The sequence below is a fragment of the Ruminococcus sp. XPD3002 genome, assembly GCA_900119535.1.
Lineage (GTDB): Bacteria > Bacillota > Clostridia > Oscillospirales > Ruminococcaceae > Ruminococcus > Ruminococcus flavefaciens_H.
In genome coordinates this window covers 37,262-54,812 of record FPJT01000002.1, presented here as the reverse complement: position 1 = coordinate 54,812, position 17,551 = coordinate 37,262, and the positions used below count along the sequence as shown (strand labels likewise).

General features: G+C 45.8%; 15 protein-coding genes and 1 other RNA gene. 6 read left to right on the top strand and 10 right to left on the bottom strand.

What is annotated here, in order from left to right; translation table 11 throughout:
• Positions 1 to 180: 180 nt before the first annotated feature.
• On the bottom strand, positions 181 to 1,125 hold the full coding sequence (locus BT127_RS01655) for a LysR family transcriptional regulator (protein WP_075423294.1): 945 nt from the start codon (positions 1,123 to 1,125) through the stop codon (positions 181 to 183).
• Positions 1,126 to 1,636: 511 nt separating this feature from the next.
• On the opposite strand from BT127_RS01655, the gene hrcA reads away from it, so the two are divergent.
• The 6 genes from hrcA (at position 1,637) to BT127_RS01625 (ending at position 8,193) form a co-directional block, all read left to right on the top strand.
• Entirely contained in the window at positions 1,637 to 2,713 is a 1,077-nt protein-coding gene (hrcA, locus tag BT127_RS01650; RefSeq protein WP_318257100.1) for a heat-inducible transcriptional repressor HrcA, read from the top strand.
• A gap of 19 nt (positions 2,714 to 2,732) precedes the next feature.
• On the top strand, positions 2,733 to 3,305 hold the full coding sequence (gene grpE, locus BT127_RS01645) for a nucleotide exchange factor GrpE (RefSeq protein ID WP_075423293.1): 573 nt from the start codon (positions 2,733 to 2,735) through the stop codon (positions 3,303 to 3,305).
• 144 nt (positions 3,306 to 3,449) lie between these two features.
• On the top strand, positions 3,450 to 5,312 hold the full coding sequence (gene dnaK / locus BT127_RS01640; RefSeq protein ID WP_075423292.1) for a molecular chaperone DnaK: 1,863 nt from the start codon (positions 3,450 to 3,452) through the stop codon (positions 5,310 to 5,312).
• 143 nt (positions 5,313 to 5,455) lie between these two features.
• Entirely contained in the window at positions 5,456 to 6,604 is a 1,149-nt protein-coding gene (gene dnaJ, locus BT127_RS01635) for a molecular chaperone DnaJ (protein ID WP_075423291.1), read from the top strand.
• 130 nt (positions 6,605 to 6,734) lie between these two features.
• Complete coding sequence (locus tag BT127_RS01630; protein ID WP_075423290.1) at positions 6,735 to 7,304, top strand: RNA polymerase sigma factor; 570 nt, start codon at positions 6,735 to 6,737, stop codon at positions 7,302 to 7,304.
• Entirely contained in the window at positions 7,297 to 8,193 is an 897-nt protein-coding gene (locus BT127_RS01625; protein WP_075423289.1) for a hypothetical protein, read from the top strand. The genes BT127_RS01630 and BT127_RS01625 overlap by 8 nt, the downstream gene beginning before the upstream one ends.
• Positions 8,194 to 8,470: 277 nt before the next feature.
• On the opposite strand, the gene recR is transcribed toward BT127_RS01625, so the two are convergent.
• The 9 genes from recR to BT127_RS01580 form a co-directional block, all read right to left on the bottom strand.
• Complete coding sequence (recR, locus tag BT127_RS01620) at positions 8,471 to 9,073, bottom strand: recombination mediator RecR (protein ID WP_075423288.1); 603 nt, start codon at positions 9,071 to 9,073, stop codon at positions 8,471 to 8,473.
• A 3-nt stretch (positions 9,074 to 9,076) separates the two neighbouring features.
• Positions 9,077 to 9,421, bottom strand: a complete 345-nt coding sequence (locus tag BT127_RS01615) for a YbaB/EbfC family nucleoid-associated protein (RefSeq protein WP_075423287.1) — start codon at positions 9,419 to 9,421, stop codon at positions 9,077 to 9,079.
• Between the two features lie 15 nt (positions 9,422 to 9,436).
• On the bottom strand, positions 9,437 to 11,056 hold the full coding sequence (gene dnaX, locus BT127_RS01610; protein WP_075423286.1) for a DNA polymerase III subunit gamma/tau: 1,620 nt from the start codon (positions 11,054 to 11,056) through the stop codon (positions 9,437 to 9,439).
• A complete protein-coding gene (locus tag BT127_RS01605) occupies positions 11,049 to 11,957 on the bottom strand; it encodes a tetratricopeptide repeat protein (RefSeq protein ID WP_075423285.1) in 909 nt (302 codons plus the stop codon). The genes dnaX and BT127_RS01605 overlap by 8 nt, the downstream gene beginning before the upstream one ends.
• Positions 11,958 to 11,960: 3 nt before the next feature.
• An RNA gene (gene ffs / locus BT127_RS01600) (signal recognition particle sRNA large type) lies at positions 11,961 to 12,154 on the bottom strand.
• Between the two features lie 103 nt (positions 12,155 to 12,257).
• On the bottom strand, positions 12,258 to 13,187 hold the full coding sequence (locus BT127_RS01595) for a hypothetical protein (protein ID WP_075423284.1): 930 nt from the start codon (positions 13,185 to 13,187) through the stop codon (positions 12,258 to 12,260).
• Positions 13,184 to 14,239: a TFIIB-type zinc ribbon-containing protein gene (locus tag BT127_RS01590; RefSeq protein WP_075423283.1), complete on the bottom strand. Its 1,056-nt coding sequence runs from the start codon at positions 14,237 to 14,239 to the stop codon at positions 13,184 to 13,186. Before BT127_RS01590 ends, BT127_RS01595 begins: the two co-directional genes overlap by 4 nt.
• Before the next feature lie 81 nt (positions 14,240 to 14,320).
• On the bottom strand, positions 14,321 to 16,258 hold the full coding sequence (locus BT127_RS01585) for a GGDEF domain-containing protein (protein WP_075423282.1): 1,938 nt from the start codon (positions 16,256 to 16,258) through the stop codon (positions 14,321 to 14,323).
• Between the two features lie 34 nt (positions 16,259 to 16,292).
• Complete coding sequence (locus BT127_RS01580) at positions 16,293 to 17,258, bottom strand: glycosyltransferase family 2 protein (RefSeq protein ID WP_075423281.1); 966 nt, start codon at positions 17,256 to 17,258, stop codon at positions 16,293 to 16,295.
• Positions 17,259 to 17,551: the final 293 nt, after the last annotated feature.

Here is a 17,551-nt window from a genome sequence, read left to right as displayed (position 1 = left end):
CTATAATATAATCAGAAAGTATGGCGAACATAAAAACCATCAATTCTATTTGATTTTTTCAATTTTCATCCTTTATAAAAAGAGTGAGGGCCTCCTGCGAACAGAGGTCCTTATTCTTTTATATAGATAATTTACATCAGAACAGCCCCGCAAGTCACAGGACCTGCGGGGCTGTTGGTTTTATTCACTGTCAGGGAAATGCATTACCTTATTGGTAAAGTCTCCCAAAGCCTTGATGCAAGACTTTATAAGCTTGTCATTTGCGCTGTTTTTCTTGAAGATGATAAGGTCACGGTTCGGTATGCATGCATACGAGGACTTTTTGAGTACCATTTTACCGTCATCGAAGTTGCTTATCGGCACAGGTGACACCCACATATACGAATTCTCAACGTTTTCAAGCATGGTTATCTTGCTTCCGCGGTCGTATACGTATATTACCTTGTCCGACGAATCAGCCTCATACTCGGGGTTGATGAAGGTCTTTCTGAAGAGATTAACGTCCTCATCGCCGTGGAGTATCTCTGGATACTTTTTCAGTTCCTCGAAGGGCACATCATCATACTGTGCAAGAGGATGATTCCTGCCCATAAGGATACGCATGGGGAATTCCATAAGTACCTGTTCTGTAAGGTTCTTTGAAGCAAGCTGCTGAGCATAAAGCTCGGTCTGTCCCGAAGGAACACGGATAACTCCGATATCAGCCTTTCCGCTTCCTGCATCCTCGATGACCTGGTGCGTATTGGTCTCAAGGAAATGAACACTGTACTTCTTTCCCTCTTTATTCATCTGATTTATCCAGTAGCCAACACCTGCCGTTACATAGGATGAACGTGTAGTCGCTACCTTAAAGGATACCGTAGACTCGGTCTTGTCGATAAACTCGGACTCGAGTGCGTGAACCTCGCTTACGATTTTTTTTGCGCGCAGGAAGAACTCCTCGCCCTCGGGGGTAAGGATCATTCCGTTTGGAGTACGCCAGAATATCTGGATACCCAGCTGCGCCTCAAGTTCCTTGAGCGCTATGCTTATGTTAGGCTGTGCCTGATAGAGCTTTTTTGCAGCTCCTGTAATACTGCCTGCCTGAGCTATAGCGATCACGTATTCAAGATGCTGTAATTTCATAGTGATCTCTCCGAAATAAAAATTTTCATCCTTTGGGACAAATCCGTCCCCTCCTTGTTTACAATGTGATCCCCTAAGTTTAACAATCCCTAAATATTATTTTTTATTAATACTCATACATTTTTATTATATCATTTCTTTCTTTAATATGCAAGTAACTTTAAGGAATTTTTTCAATATTTGTGTATAATTCAAATTTCAATACCCACGGCCGCAGACTAATTGGCTGAAATATAGAAAAACTGCTCCCAGGATGAACTTCCGAATCGATAATTTAAGTAAAAACAACTTAATTTATCAGAAGTGTACTGCCATATTTTTCCATTTACATAATATAATAATAGTTTTCAATCAGATTTACAAGGCGCTGACCGTTCAGGTTAAGTCCACATTAAACGTCAATACTGCACCCATAGCATGGTATATTTTGTTAAAAGTGACGAAAATGGATAAACCACTTGACAAAGCCGTACAATAGTGGTAAATTATAATTAGCACTCGGAGAGTAGGAGTGCTAAAAAAGAAAGAAAGGATGTGCAAGATCGTGGACGACAGAAAAATGAAAATACTCGCAGCAGTCGTGGATGAGTATATCAGAACAGGCGAACCTGTAGGCTCGAAAGCGATCTCTAAGCTGGAGCACATCAACGTTTCATCCGCTACCATAAGGAACGATATGGCTGTCCTCGAACAGCTTGGCTACCTCGAACAGCCCCACACCTCAGCAGGTCGTATCCCCACTTTTCAGGGCTACAGATTCTACGTCGACAATGTTATAACTCATCCCGATCTTTCGGACGAGGAAAAAGCAAAGCTCGATGACATGCTGGGCGACGAGAATACTCCCGAGGAACTTCTGGTACAGAATGCCGCTACCGCTCTTACAGAGCTTACACAGTGTGCGGCGGTCGTTACCGATTCCGTTCCGAAATTCTCGGTCATATCAAAGGTCGAGGTCATCCCTACGGGAAAGCGGCTGTACGTTATACTCCTTATAACTTCCAACGGCAGCATAAAGAACAAGGCTTGCAGGCTCGAATTTGACCTCAGCCACGAACAGCTCGATTTCTTTACACATTATATAGAGGAGAACCTCAACGGTGTTTCAGTCGAAGAGCTTTCCGAGGAAATGTTCGATAAAATGGTTGCCGCAGTAAGCGCATATATGGTATCTCTTTCACCGCTGGTAAAAGGAATATGTGAGCTTTCGGAAGACCTGAGACATCAGGAAATGACCGTAAAAGGCGGCGAAAAGCTCCTGTCCTGCGACGAACTTGATAAAATGGAGGTCGTCAAATTCATCGGTCAGAAGCACGAAGTCACCGATATACTCGAAGATACATTCAGCGGTATACAGGTACGCTTCGGAGCCGAGGGCAGCTTCGCAATAGGAAATTCCAGCATGATAGTCTCGACCTACCGCAAGGACGGCAGAGACGCAGGCTCAATAGGCATAATAGGTCCTATGAGACTGGATTACAAAAAAATAATCCCATACGTCGAATACCTGACGGATAAGATATCATATCTTATGTCAGGCAATGACGAGGATATCATAAACGCTGCGGATGAGCATACCGATACGTAGCGCAGGAAGGAGTACACCTATGGACGAAAAGAATATTGCTAACGAGTCCGCTGAAGAGCTTGAGGAAGTCATCGAAGATACAGAAGATACAGATGTATGCGAAGATGAGAATACCGACGAAGAGGATGCCGTAAGCGAATACAACGATACGGCTACACAGTTCTCAGACCTTGAGGACGCCCTCTCAGAGGCAAATGACAAATACCTCCGACTCTTTGCGGAATATGATAACTACCGCAAGCGTACTGCAAGGGAAAAAACAGAGACCTATCAGAACGCTTCCGCAAAATGCGTTGAGAATCTGCTTCCCGTTATCGACAGCTTCGAGCGTTCACTTGAATTCGAGTGCAGCGACGAGAACTTCAAAAACGGCATGAGCATGATATTCGGACAGATCAAGGAGTTCCTCAATAAGATGAACGTTATCGAGATCGATGCTCTCGGCGCAGAATTCGATCCGAATTTCCACAATGCTATACAACAGCTTGACGGCACAGATTACGCAAGCAATCATGTATGTCAGGTTTTCCAGAAGGGCTATATGATGGGCGATAAACTCATCAGACCTGCTATGGTAGCAGTTGCGGTATAAGCCTTTAGCCATTAGCCGTTAGCTTTTAGCTAAAAGCAGCAGATTACAGTTAATAAGAAAATTCAAAAATGTCCGCAAAGCGGACACCATTAGCTAAAGGCTTAAGGCTGACGGCTAATGGCTTAAAATAGGGAGGAATATATTATGAGCAAAATTATTGGTATTGACCTTGGTACAACTAACTCTTGCGTAGCTGTTATGGAGGGCGGTAACGCTGTAGTTATCCCCAACAGCGAGGGCGCAAGAACTACACCTTCAGTAGTCGCTTTCACTAACAACGGCGAGCGTCTTGTTGGTCAGGTGGCTAAGAGACAGGCTATCACAAACCACGACAGAACAGTTTCTTCTATCAAGAGACACATGGGTTCTGATTATAAGGTATCTATCGACGATAAGAAGTACACTCCACAGGAGATATCAGCTATGATACTCCAGAAGCTCAAGGCTGATGCAGAGGCTTACCTCGGCGAGCCTGTTACAGAAGCTGTTATCACAGTTCCTGCTTACTTCACAGACTCACAGAGACAGGCTACAAAGGATGCAGGTCAGATCGCAGGTCTTACAGTTAAGCGTATCATCAACGAGCCTACTGCTGCTGCTCTTTCCTACGGTATCGACAAGGAAGAGGAACAGACTGTAATGGTTTACGACCTCGGCGGCGGTACATTCGATGTATCTATCATCGAAATGGGCGAAGATGTTCAGCAGGTTCTTGCTACAGCAGGTAACAACCGTCTCGGCGGTGATGACTTCGACCAGCGTATCATCAACTGGATGGTAGACGAATTCAAGAAGACTGAGGGTATCGACCTTTCAACTGATAAAATGGCTGCTCAGAGACTTAAGGACGCTGCTGAGAAGTCCAAGATCGAGCTTTCTTCAACTACAACATCTAACATAAACATCCCGTTCATCACTGTTGATGCTTCAGGCACTCCTAAGCACCTTGACCTTACTCTTACACAGGCTAAGTTCAACGAGCTCACAGCAGACCTCGTAGAGGCTACTATGGGACCTGTAAGACAGGCTCTCAGCGACAGCGGACTTGCTATCTCAGAGATCAACAAGGTCCTCATGGTCGGCGGTTCTTCAAGAATCCCTGCTGTTCAGGAAGCTGTTAAGAAGCTCATCGGCAAGGATCCTTTCAAGGGCATCAACCCTGATGAGTGTGTTGCACTCGGTGCTGCATACCAGGGCGGCGTTCTCGGCGGCGACGTTAAGAACGGTCTCCTCCTCCTCGATGTAACTCCGCTTTCACTCGGTATCGAGACAGCAGGCGGCGTTTGCACAAAAATGATCGAGAGAAACACAACTATCCCTACAAAGAAGTCACAGATATTCTCAACTTATGCAGACAATCAGCCTGCAGTTGATATCAACGTACTCCAGGGCGAGCGTGAATTCGCAAGAGATAACAAGCAGCTCGGTACTTTCCGTCTCGACGGTATCGCTCCTGCACCAAGAGGAATCCCACAGATCGAAGTTACTTTCGATATCGACCAGAACGGTATCGTTCACGTTTCCGCTAAGGACCTCGGTACAGGCAAGGAGCAGAACATCTCTATCACAGCTTCAACAAACATGTCCAAGGAGGACATCGACAAGGCTGTCAAGGAAGCTGAGCAGTACGCTGCTGAGGATAAGAAGCGCCGTGAGGAAGTTGACAACAAGAACGAAGCTGAGAACCTCGTATTCCAGTGCGAGAAGGCTCTTGCAGACTTCGGCGACAAGGTTTCCGCTGATGAGAAGTCCAATATCGAGAGCAAGTGCGCTGCACTGAAATCAGCTATCGAAGCTAACAACAACGACGAGATCAAGAGCCTTAAGGAAGAGCTCCAGAAGGCATTCTATGACCTCTCTGCAAAGGTCTACCAGCAGGCTAATCCAAACGGCGGCGCAGGGGGTATCGATCCTTCACAGTTCGCTAATATGGGCGGAGCTGCTGATGCAGGCACTTCATCTTCAAACGATGACGGCGTAGTTGATGCAGACTTCACAGAGGTTTGATAATAAAAAAAATAACATCACCAAAAAAGGGCGAAATCCGTTTCGCCCTAATGGTGTATTATTCAGAAAGTTGAAATCAGCAAGCAGAGGTCGGTTATTTTCTAATGTAACAAATACTGCTTTCTGATCAAGGAGAATAGTATATGGCTGAAAAAAGAGATTATTATGAAATCCTCGGCATCCAGAAAGGTGCTTCGGAGGATGAGATAAAAAAAGCCTTCCGTAAAAAGGCAAGAGAAAACCACCCCGACCTTCACCCCGATGATCCTTCATATGTTGAGAAGTTTCAGGAGATAAACGAGGCCAACGAGGTGCTTTCCGATCCCGAAAAGCGTGCAAGATACGACCAGTTCGGACATGCAGGCGTTGATCCGAGCTACGGCGGCGGCGCAGGCGGTATGGACGGCTTCGGCGGTTTCGGCGATATGGGTGATATACTTGAAAACATCTTCGGCGGTTTCGGCTTCGGCGGCGGTTCAACAAGAAACACTGCCAACGCTCCGCGCCGCGGTTCCGATATACAGGAGACTGTTACTATCAGCTTTATGGACGCCTGCAAGGGTAAAAAGCAGGAGGTCAAGCTCAACCGCATGACTATATGCGAGGATTGTAACGGAACAGGTGCAGCAGCAGGTTCATCTGTTGAGATCTGTCCCGACTGTCAGGGCAGAGGAAGCATCAAGACAACTCAGCGTACACCTTTCGGCGCTATCTCCTCAACAAAGCCATGTCCTCACTGCGGAGGCAAGGGCAAGATCGTCAAGAACCCATGTCCAAAGTGCCGCGGCGGCGGAAGAATGCGCGTTCAGAAGACGGTTTCTTTCGATATCCCCGCAGGTATCGATAACGGACAGACTATCCGTCTCGGCGGTCAGGGCGACTGCGGTATAAACGGAGGTCCTTCAGGCGACCTTCTCCTCAACGTAAATGTCAAGGCTCATCCTTTATTCACAAGAGAAGGATACGACATCCACTGCGATATCCCCGTTACTTATATGGAAGCCGTTCTCGGCTCTGAGATAACCGTTCCGACTATCGACGGCGACGTTAAATACAACATAAGCGAAGGTACTCAGACAGGTACAGTATTCCGCCTTAAAGGCAAGGGCGTAAAGAAGATACGCCGTTCCGAACGCGGAGATCAGTACGTTAAGATATATGTTGAAGTTCCAAAAAATCTCACTAAGAAGCAGAAAGACCTGCTTAAAGAATTTGAAGCATCCCTTTCCGATAAGAATTATGCAAAGCGTCAGAGCTTCTTCGAGAAGCTGAAAGCTAAGCTTGATTTCTGAGAACTATAAAACAGTTGTCGGATAATATTCTGACAACTGTTCATTTTTTTGCATTAATTTGTCCTTAAATCTAATCCCGAAACGAATGTAATAAGTGATCGATCAAAGGACGGAAACCGAGGTGATAATATTGACAGACACAGAATGGGCTGATATCCTCAGGTCTTCGCCAAAAGAAGCCTATGGTAAGCTCGTTGAATGCTTCGGAGGACTTGTTTACACTATCGCTGCGGATAAACTCGCAGGATGTGCCTCAAAAGACGATATAGAAGATTGTGTAAGCGATATTTTCGTGGAAATTTTCAGATCTTCGGATAAATATTCCCCTGATAACGGAAATATCAAGACATTTATAAGCACCATAGCAAAACGCAGAGCAATAGATGCGTTCCGCCAGCTTTCAAGGAAGTATAGCACTACGGAATACATAGATGACCCGGATTGTGCTCCCCTTCCGAATTCTCCCGATGATACCGAGAACGAAGCGGAAGAGAATATACTCCGCGGTAAACTCTGGGAGGCTGTAAGGTCTCTCGGCAAGCCTGATTCTACGATAATTGTCTATCAGTATTACTACGGTATGACCGTTGCAGATATAGCTTCAAGGCTGAAAATGACAGCAGCCGCTGTACAGAAAAGAAGTCTCAGAGCAAGAGATAAGATAAAGAGCCTAATTGGAAAGGGTGAAGAGAATGGATAACAAAGAATTGTTAAATAAGCTCGGCGGACTTGAAGATCACGAAATCGAAAAGGTATCAGAGGAGTTTCCTCCTCTCAGCGATGAGGACAAATCTCGTATCATACAGAAATGCCTCGATAAAACTACTGATACCGACGGTGCAGAAGGCGAGACCGTTTCAGGAACTGAGATATACTCACGTCCTAAGTGGTATAAATTCGCTGCAACTGCCGCTGCAATAGCGATCGCAGCCATAGGCATATGCGGTACCGTTTACCTGACGAGAAATATGAGTGATCCTTCGGCTTCCGACAAGCAGAATCAGAGCACATCTGCACAGGGTGCTGCTGCAGGTTCATACACGATAACCGAACATGTAAAGGAAAACGAACAAACCAATACCGCTGTGGTAACTTCGGCGCCCGTAACCACAACTACAGCTACAGAAAAGCCATATGTGGCTTATACTACAGAAACATCCTCAACTTCATCCGAGACCACTTCTTCCACTACAGAAACAACTACCGAAACGGACGTAACTACCATTGATCCGCTGAATACGGAAACAACTGCCGCAGCTACAGAGCCTGCTACCGAAACTCATACAGAGACCGTAACAGTAAAGCTTCCTGTAGGCTACTGGAAGTCCGAGGAGGACGGCAGAGAGCGCTACTGGCTGTTCTATCATGACGGAAGCGGCGGAAAGTTCCACTTTGCTGAAACAGGTACGGGACTCTCGTTCACTGTCGACGCAGAGGAAGACCACGCTGTGTTCCATTTTGGTTCTGCCGATGAATCAACAAAGGCACGTATAACATGGTATAACAGCGAAAGCTTCGCAATAGACTGGGAAGAAACAAACTCTCACGAACTGTTTGAAGCAGATCCTGATGAAAAAATAGAGGATTGATATACCTGTAAGTTTATATAAAGATCTATATGCATTATTGAGGGGAACTCTTTGAGTAAGGGTTTCCCTCACTCATTTTCAGAACTCTTACTTTAAATTTTAAGCCTGACAGGGTACTCATGTAAAACTATCGGTTTAGTAATACTATGAGTGAGTACCCTGTCAGGCTTAAAATTTGGGGCAAAAAGTCTTTGGAAAAGGGGTTCGGGGGAAGAACCTTTCCTCAGAAAGGTTTTCCCCCGAATAATTGCATATTGATATCTGTATAACCCTGCGGTTACATATCGTTTCTGTTTTCAAGTGCTTTATACAGTGTGACTTCGTCGGCGTATTCGAGAATACCGCCAACGGGCAAGCCGAAGGCAAGGCGCGAGACCTTTAGTCCGAGCGGCTTCAGCAGATTTGCTATATACAGCGCTGTAGCGTCACCCTCAACAGTCGGATTGGTAGCCATTATGACTTCTTCCACTCCGCCATCTGCAATACGTGCAAGGAGTTCCTTGATGCGTAGCTTATCAGGCGTTATGCCGTCCATAGGTGAAAGCAGTCCGTGAAGCACATGATATACTCCACCGAACTCTCTTGTACGCTCGAAAGCGGTAACGTCCTTTGGACTCTCAACAACGCAGATAACGCTCTTATCTCTGGAATCGTCGCTGCAAATGGGACACACCTCGCGCTCGGTAAGGTTCTGACAGACACTGCATCTGTGTACATTATCCTTGGCATTGATGAGTGCCTGAGCGAAGTCCTCAACCTGAGTTCTGTCCATAGACATAACGTGATATGCAAGACGCTGTGCGGACTTCATCCCGATACCTGGGAGCGAAGCGAATTTTTCCGCAAGTATGACCAGCGGAAGCGCATTATGATCTGCCATTTATCAGAACAGTCCGGGGAGAGAAACGCCGCCTGTGATCTTGCTCATTTCTTCCTCTGTAGTAGACTCGATGTTGTTAACAGCCTCGTTTACAGCACTGATGATGAGGTCCTGAAGCATCTCGATATCCTCGGGATCAACTACCTCGGGCTTAAGTGTAAGGGACTTGATAGTCTTCTTGCCTGTCATAACGAGTTCAACTGCACCGCCGCCTGCTGTAGCAGTGAAGTCTCTTGCCTCTATATCTTCCTGAAGCTCTGTGATCTGATCCTGCATCTTCTGTGCCTGTCTGATCATCTGGTTCATATTCTGAGCTCCGCCGTTATTCTTTGGTATTCTTGCTTTCATTTTTAAAATTCTCCTTTATATTTGATTGGATTTATTATCAACAGCTGTTTCAATATTGCTGTTCTGAGCTTTTTTTATCAGGCTTTCCGCCAGACTTTTCTGTTCATGTTCTGATGTCTCGCATCTTGCACGTATAACGTAGCGCTGTCCCATAACGTTGTATATCGCCTGACCGAGCGCAACTGCATGTTCCTTCTGCTTAAACAGAGTTATGAAGAAGCGGTTCTTAGAGGTTATCAGCATTACATTGCCTGCTGTAGCCGCATAGGAATCCGCAAGGCTTCCTGCCACAGAGGGACTTATCTTAGCGAATTCTTCCAGTATCTCTTCCCACTTATCGCAGGGAGTTATCTGGTCGCCGCTGAGCTTTTTCAGATCCACATTAGGTGCAGGCTCTGCCTCTGCCGCAGGACTGTTTGCCGTAAGCACCTCTTCCTTTTTAGGTGCAGGGGCTCTGCCTCCCGATGTATTCACCTGAGCGAGCTTGTTTTCAAGCTGTTTCAGCTTGGCATATATATCTGAATTATCCGCAGCTGCCGCAGGAGCGCTTCCCGCACCATTGCAGACACGTATCAGCGTCATTTCAAACTCCACACGCTTGTTAAGGACGCGCATCATCCTTTCCCTGCACTGCTGGAACAGGGTTATCTTGTCCATGACCTTCTGAAGCTCGGTCTTTTCGGCTATAGCCTTAAGTCTTTCAAGCTCATCGGGCATACAAACTATAAGTTTATCGGCAGTCTGCGGTGAAGCCTTAAGAAGCATGATATTTCTCAACTGGAGTATAAGTTCCTCGCAGAGTCTTGTAAGGTCCTTGGACATATCATAGAGTCGGTCCACAACTGCAAGTGCAGCGGGGGAATCTCCGTCAACAGCGGCTTCGAGTATCTCATAGAGGTGGTCTCTGCCTGCAATGCCTGCTGTTGCAGATACAGTTGCAGCGGTTATCTCCTCAGCAGATACTGAACACTGGTCAAGGAGCGATACAGCATCACGCATACCGCCGTCCGCAAGCTTAGCGATCATAGCAGCGCCGTCATCTGTAAGCGAAAGTTCCTCCTGCTGAGCGATATACAGCAGTCTTGCCGCAATATCCTCCTGACGTATCCTGCGGAAATCGTACCGCTGACAGCGTGAAGCGATAGTTGCCGGGACCTTGTGTATCTCGGTTGTAGCGAGAATGAATTTGACATAAGGCGGCGGCTCTTCCATTATTTTCAGCAGCGCATTGAAAGCACTGGGGGAGAGCATATGCACCTCGTCGATAATATAAATCTTGTATCTGCATCTTTCGGGAGAATATACAGCTCCGTCGCGCAGATCACGGATATCCTCGACGCTGTTGTTGGAAGCGGCGTCGATCTCTATTATATCGGTAAGCGAACCCTCATCGGCTTCGCGGCAGATATCACATACAAGGCAGGGGTTGCCGTCCTTCATATCGGGACAGTTAACAGCCTTGGCAAGTATTCTTGAACAGGTGGTCTTTCCGGTACCTCTCGAACCTGTAAACAGATAGGCATGAGCGGTCTTATCGTTGATTATCTGGTTTTTCAGAGTATCTGTAATGTGCTGCTGCGAGATCACGTCATCAAATGTCAGCGGTCTCCATTTACGGTACAGCGCCTTATACATTCCTGATATCCTCCTTTTTAGCGGAGCGTTCCTCCTTGTCCATTTCCTCAAGAACAGCACTCTTTATCTCGTGGTAGTAGGTTATATAGCCCTTCGAGTCCCTGATACCGTTGAGAAGCGCAGTACGGTGAAGCTCCTCGCCCTTATCCATTTCATGGAGCATAAGGTGAGCGATAGCCGCTCCTCCGAGGGCATCCGCATAACATTCGCGGTTATTTATAGCCTCATCGAAGTATTTAAGGGCTTTTTTTCCGTCATTGAGTTTCAGGTACATTCTTCCCATATCGGTCCTGACATACTTACGGAAGTAGTTGCTGTCATCCGAGAGTATGGAATCGTAAAGTTTCACAGCCTCGTCTGTGTCGCCCATTGCCGCAAAGCATCTTGCATGAAGCAGCATGAGTATATCATTTCTGAAGCCCTTTGCTTTCGCCTTTGTGTAGTACATAGAAGCATTCGGGGAATAATCCATGATATCATAGCAGCGTCCGAGGTAGAAATCGAGTATGGCACATTCATCCTGACGCATAGAATCGGTATAGTTCGCTTCAAGCTCTTTAAAGCCGTTAAGAGCGTGATTCACTCTGCGTTCAAAGAGGTCAGAGACCGATCTGTGGAAAAGACGGCATTTCTTGCTGAATCCCACAAAAGCGTTGCCGATTATATCCTGGTCATACTTATGATAGCCTTTTCTGATGATAGTAACAAGAGCGCCTATAACCGAGACCACATTGCAGAAAACGAGCATTCCCAGAAAAGGCAGTATTTCTCCTGCGTTCTCAAGCAGAGCATAAGCCACTGCACAGCCGTAGAATATAAGAACTCCGCAGGCAGTACCAACGATTATCGATTCGCGGAAGCTGTTCACAAATTTCACGAAAGCGGCAGTTAATTTTTTCATCCTTTATATCCTCCGCTTTAAAAAAATTCCGGAACATAGATGTGCAGGCTTGCTGCGGCACACAAAACGATCCGCTTAATGCTGCTCGGTCTCCCGCCTGACATGGTTCACGGGGTCTCGTTGCACAGGGCCCGCACATCTATATTTCGGAATTTCCTTCTGAAACTGAATTTTGAGCAGACATACGCTCTGTATAATATAATACCACAAAACGATGATTTTGTCAAGCACTATTTTACCGGTTCGGCACATAAAGCCTGAATAAAAGAAAAAGGGCGGATAAGATCCGCCCTGAGAGTATCAACGATAGCTTCCGCCGCCGATATGGCCGCCTCCGCCGCCGCCTCCGCTGAATCCGCCACCGCCGCCGCTGTAGGAATCACGTGATATAGTTCGGCTGCTTGTGTGGGAGCGAAGGAATCTGTCTTCCTTAACAATAAAGTTGGTGTCTTTCTTTGAGACATACTTATTTGCGCTTGCAGATTCCTTGAACTTGTATTTACTTCTTGTAACAAGATACACGATCAGCGAAACGATAAATCCGGCAGGAGCTGAAAAAAGCAGGTATTTCAAGGTAATGAAAAAAGGCTTTCTCTTTGAGACTATATATTCTCCGTGGCTGTAGTAGAAATACTTGCCTGTATCCTCATCGTAGAAATACTTGAACTTGTTCTGGTCAGGGTTTTCGCCGTATCTTCTGAGCAGATTGAGGTAATTGATTATAGCTGCTGCGATATCGTCCTTATCATCAGCGTAGCTCTCCTTACCCGATGCAGGGAGATAGTTATTCTGCGAACGGTTTATGGTATCGATACGATCACCGTAGATATAGCCTGCTTTTCCTGCTGCCGATATGTAGTCGTATGCGGGAGAATCTCCCGAAAAATCGAGAAAATAGAAGATACCGTCGGTATCGTCTCCGTATATCTCATCATACTTTGAATTTGCGAAATGCTCTGTTTTGTATTCACCGTATCCGCGATATGAGCTTCCCGCAAGGAAGATGCATATATTCATTTCAAGATCTTCCGAACAGCTTCGTACCTGTTCATCAAGTTCATCAAGTTCAGAATCTGTAAAAAGTCCGCAGTCGTCATAGATCATGGACTTTTCCGAATTGCCGTCCCAGCCTGCCGCATAGTTTTCAACGGCATATGTACGGATCGTGCAGAAAGGAAGAACGGCAATGATAGTCAATATAGCTGCAATAGCTGAAGTTATCTTTCTCATAGGAATATCACTCCTAACAGATAGCCTAAAATAGTGATGCCAAGACCTATTGCCGCACATACAAGGTTGAGTTTCATTTTGTTGAGCGGCGGAGTACCCGCAAGCTTTCCTGTCTGACCGTTCAGAGCAAATTCGTATACCTTGCCGTTATAGCGATATGTCATGAACCACACGGGAAGCATGATATACTGCCAGTCGGTCTTTTTTATGCTGTAGGTCTCGTTCATGACCTTAAGCGAGGTATATCCGGAAACGCTTTTTCTGATTATCGCTCTGCCCGCATCTGTTGCACGGCTGCGAATCCTCGGGAACACAGCAGCTTTATCCACGTCATACTTATCAGCAAAGAATCCGCTGAAATATGACATAGAGAAGTCCTTCAGCTCACTGTAATTGAAAGGCTCGATAGACTCCATAAGAAGGTCGTCGATCTTGCTTTCGCCGTCAGCAGGGATGCCTTCTGCAATGATATTCGCCGAACGCACAACGCTGTATTCTTTGGTTTCCGTATACTCGGTACTTCCTGTTGTCCACGAACGGACTCTGCGTCCGACCGCAGCATAATCCGCCTTTATATCACAGTTTGCAACCCAGAAAGGAACGTAAAGTCCCGTCATTTTTTCAAGCTGCTCATCCGAATTAAAGTCTTTTGGCACAAACATTCGTCCGGAGCACCAGTGTTTAAATTTGGAAAGCGCCTGTTCTCTTGTTATCTTGAAGCCTATTATCTTGCTCGGCTTATAATCGCCCGTAAGCTTACCCGAAAGTATAACGGGGTTATGGCAGTAATAGCAGAAAAGTGCAGTAGTATGCTCATCCGCCATTATATCCGCTCCGCAGCTTGCACAGTGGTAAAGTGAAGTGTGTGAAGCGAACTCGTCCTCTGTTTCCTCTGCTTCATCAGGCATAACTGTCACTGATTCAGCATATATTTCCTTTATTTCATCTATAGTGAAGGAACTCAGACAATAATCACAGCTTAACTTCTGAGTAGTAGGGTCAAATTTCAGTTCCGCATTACAATTGGGACATTTGTACTCTGCTGCATCCAAATCTATCACTCCTTTATAATCTGCGCTGTTGCAGAATATCCATTAAAGTATTCTGCAATTCGCCGTAATCGACGGCGTCAGTCAATCTTTGCGCTGTAACTTTTTATTCGTCTTGTCCCTGTACATTATCTCATCGGCTTTGCATATGATATCATCGAGCTTGCGCGAACCGTTAAGCTTTCTTTCGGCACATCCTATGCTTGCTGATACTGTATAAGGCTTACTGTAAGCCGAACTCAGCTTTTTAATCAGGCGGTTGAATTCATCGGAACGCTTTTCGCACTCCGACTCATCATATTCGCCTATACCTATAATATAGAACTCGTCTCCGCCTGCACGGACAAGTATCTCATCGCTGCGAGTGACCGAAGCAGCTGCCGAGCTTACCAGCTTTATACCGAAGTCGCCCTCGCTGTGTCCGTAATTGTCGTTTATGAACTTAAGTCCGTCCATGTCGATGACTGCTACGAAAACCGTACTGTCATCGCTTGCGGAATCTATCATTTTTTCTATGGCGTTGTACATACCCCTTCGGTTAAGGGCACCTGTCATTTCGTCACGCCTTGAAAGCGTTAAGAGCTTAGCCTTTGAACGTATCATTTCAAGGGCGTTTGAAACGAATCTAAGCCAGTTGCGGTAAACAAGGCTTATTCTGTGTTCATCCGAGAAAGAGCGCTGCAGCACGGAATATCCCAGCATTATCTCATTGAAATGTACTGAAGAGAAGTAGTAAACCGAAGCTTCCTCGTTTTCGTCATGCATCTGCGGTATCATCAGCGATGTATCGAACAGAAGCTCATCATCATTACCTGCATATGACGAATCATCTTCGGTACTTAAAGCAGAAACTATACGCATCTGCTGCGGATAGCCGCAGGTTATATCATTATCCGCATCGAGCCAGTTCTTCCTGAGACAGAGAAAATGTCTGCGGAAAGGCTTTATCAGCCACGTAAGGCTGTGGATATCGGCTATGCACTGCTCGGGAGTCTCGGAAGCGGTAAGCTGTTCAAGGGCATAGCTCTCCATAAGCTGACCGATATCTATATTCTCCTCCATATCGTCCATATTGTAATTACGTGTAGTGAAGTACATATTCTCATAAAGAGAGTAGGCAGAATAGAGGAAATCAGGCTCACAGCCGCAGCTCATGCCCGGGTGGAACAGTCTTGAAGCTTCGATATCATAGGGTTCTATCGGGGCATCGGGCTCTATTATACGGCGTATATAGTCCACTGCGTCAGCAGCCGTATTGGCGTCGTTTGAAGCAAAGGAAGAAAGCGATATCCTGCTTGCCGCAGCCTCTGCCGTAGCCTCATAGCCGATAACGATTACATCCTCGGGAACTCTTATGCCAAGTCTGTCCAGACGGTAGATAAGTCCCAGAGCCATGTGGTCGCTTGTACATATTATAGCTTCGGGCATGGAAATAGTCCTGTCCGCAAGTTCTCTTGCAAGCTTATCGCCGCAGGAATACCAGAAATCGCCGTAGATGATATGCTCGGGAGCTACCTCCGCACCAATGGCATCGGCTTCCTCCAGAATGACTTTCAGGCGCTGCTCGGCAACATGATTCCCCTCGGGACCTGTTACCACACAGAGCTTCTTTTTGCCGTGGAGCTTTACGCAGTGCCTGACCATTTCACGGAGGATATCGTCATTGCGGCTTGTGATGATCGGGAAATCATCCGCAGCCGTATCCAGTGAAACAACGGGCACTTTGCTCTCACGCTTCATTTTCTCGCACACTTTTTTCAGTGCATTCCCCTCATACTCGTTCATAAGGACAGTTGTATCAAGGACAACTCCGTCGATATACTCCATATTGATGAGGTTAAAAATATTCATTTCGCCGTGGGAATAGTTCACACGGGGAGAATCGAGATGAGACATAGGGCAGAAAACCGCAAGATTATAATCGTACTTTCTGCACTGCTCTATAAGACCTGATACAACTCTTTTAACGTGTACTGCTTCGGGGAATGCCGTGATAAGAGCGATATTTCTGCGTTTTGCCATAAGCTCACCTCCAATGCTTTATTCTGAAATATTGTTATTTATCGGTATTGTTTATAAAATCTGCAATTATAAATCTCGGACGCTGTTTAACTTCTGCGTATATTTTGCCTATATATTCGCCGATTATTCCCAGTGCAAGGAGCTGAAGTCCGCCGATGAACCATATCGAGCACATAGTGCTTGACCAGCCTATCTCGGAGAATCCGCCTATCTTTGCAACGATGGACCAGATTATCGCAATAACACTGAGTATCGACATTATCATACCCACATTGGTTATCAGCTTAAGAGGCTTCACGCTGAATGAAGTGATTCCGTTTATAGCGAAAGCAAGCATTTTCTTCAGCGGATATTTACTTTCTCCCGCAAAGCGCTCTGCTCTCTCGTAGTAAACATTGCAGCTCTGATAGCCTATAAGGGGCACCATTCCTCTGAGGAAGAGGTTGACCTCCTTGAAGTTTGCAAGCTCTTTGAGGACGGTCTTGCTCATAAGGCGGAAATCGGCGTGGTTATAGACCACATCCGCCCCCATTACCTTCATGAACTTGTAGAAGCCCTCGGCGGTAAAGCGCTTGAAGAAGGTATCGGTGTCTCGTGCGCTTCTGACGCCGTAAACGACCTGATTTCCCTCATAGTATTTTTCGACCATAGCGTCTATGGTGTTGATATCGTCCTGAAGGTCCGCATCCATAGTTATAGCCATATCGCATATATCCTTTACAGTCATGAGGCCTGCAAGAACAGCGTTCTGATGGCCTGCATTATGAGCCAGATTTATGCCCGAGAAGAACTGCGGATCGGATTCATGGAGCTCCTGTATCATGCTCCATGTCTTGTCCTTGGAACCGTCATTAACAAAAACGACGCGGCTTTTATCTGATATAAGGCCGCGGCTAATGAGAGATTGGTATTTTTCCTTAAGTCTTTTTGAAGTTTCAGGAAGAACAGCTTCTTCATTGTAACATGGTACGACCATATAAAGTGTTTCAGGTGTCGGCATAAGTATATTCCTCCTTGCCGGCTTCGCATACAAAATGCGGAGCACTAAAATATAAAATGTATATGTTCATAGATATTATACCATAATTATGCCCGAACGTCAACAATTCACAGCTTAATTTTATCTTAATTAATGTTTGTTCAACAATCAAATACCAGTCCTTCCCGATTTGCCAAAATATATTTATTTTTTAATATATAAAATGGCTATATCACTATTGAAATTAAATATAGAAAAGAGTATAATATATGTTGGATATGTGATGAAAATATGAAAGCTCCCCATTCTGTTAT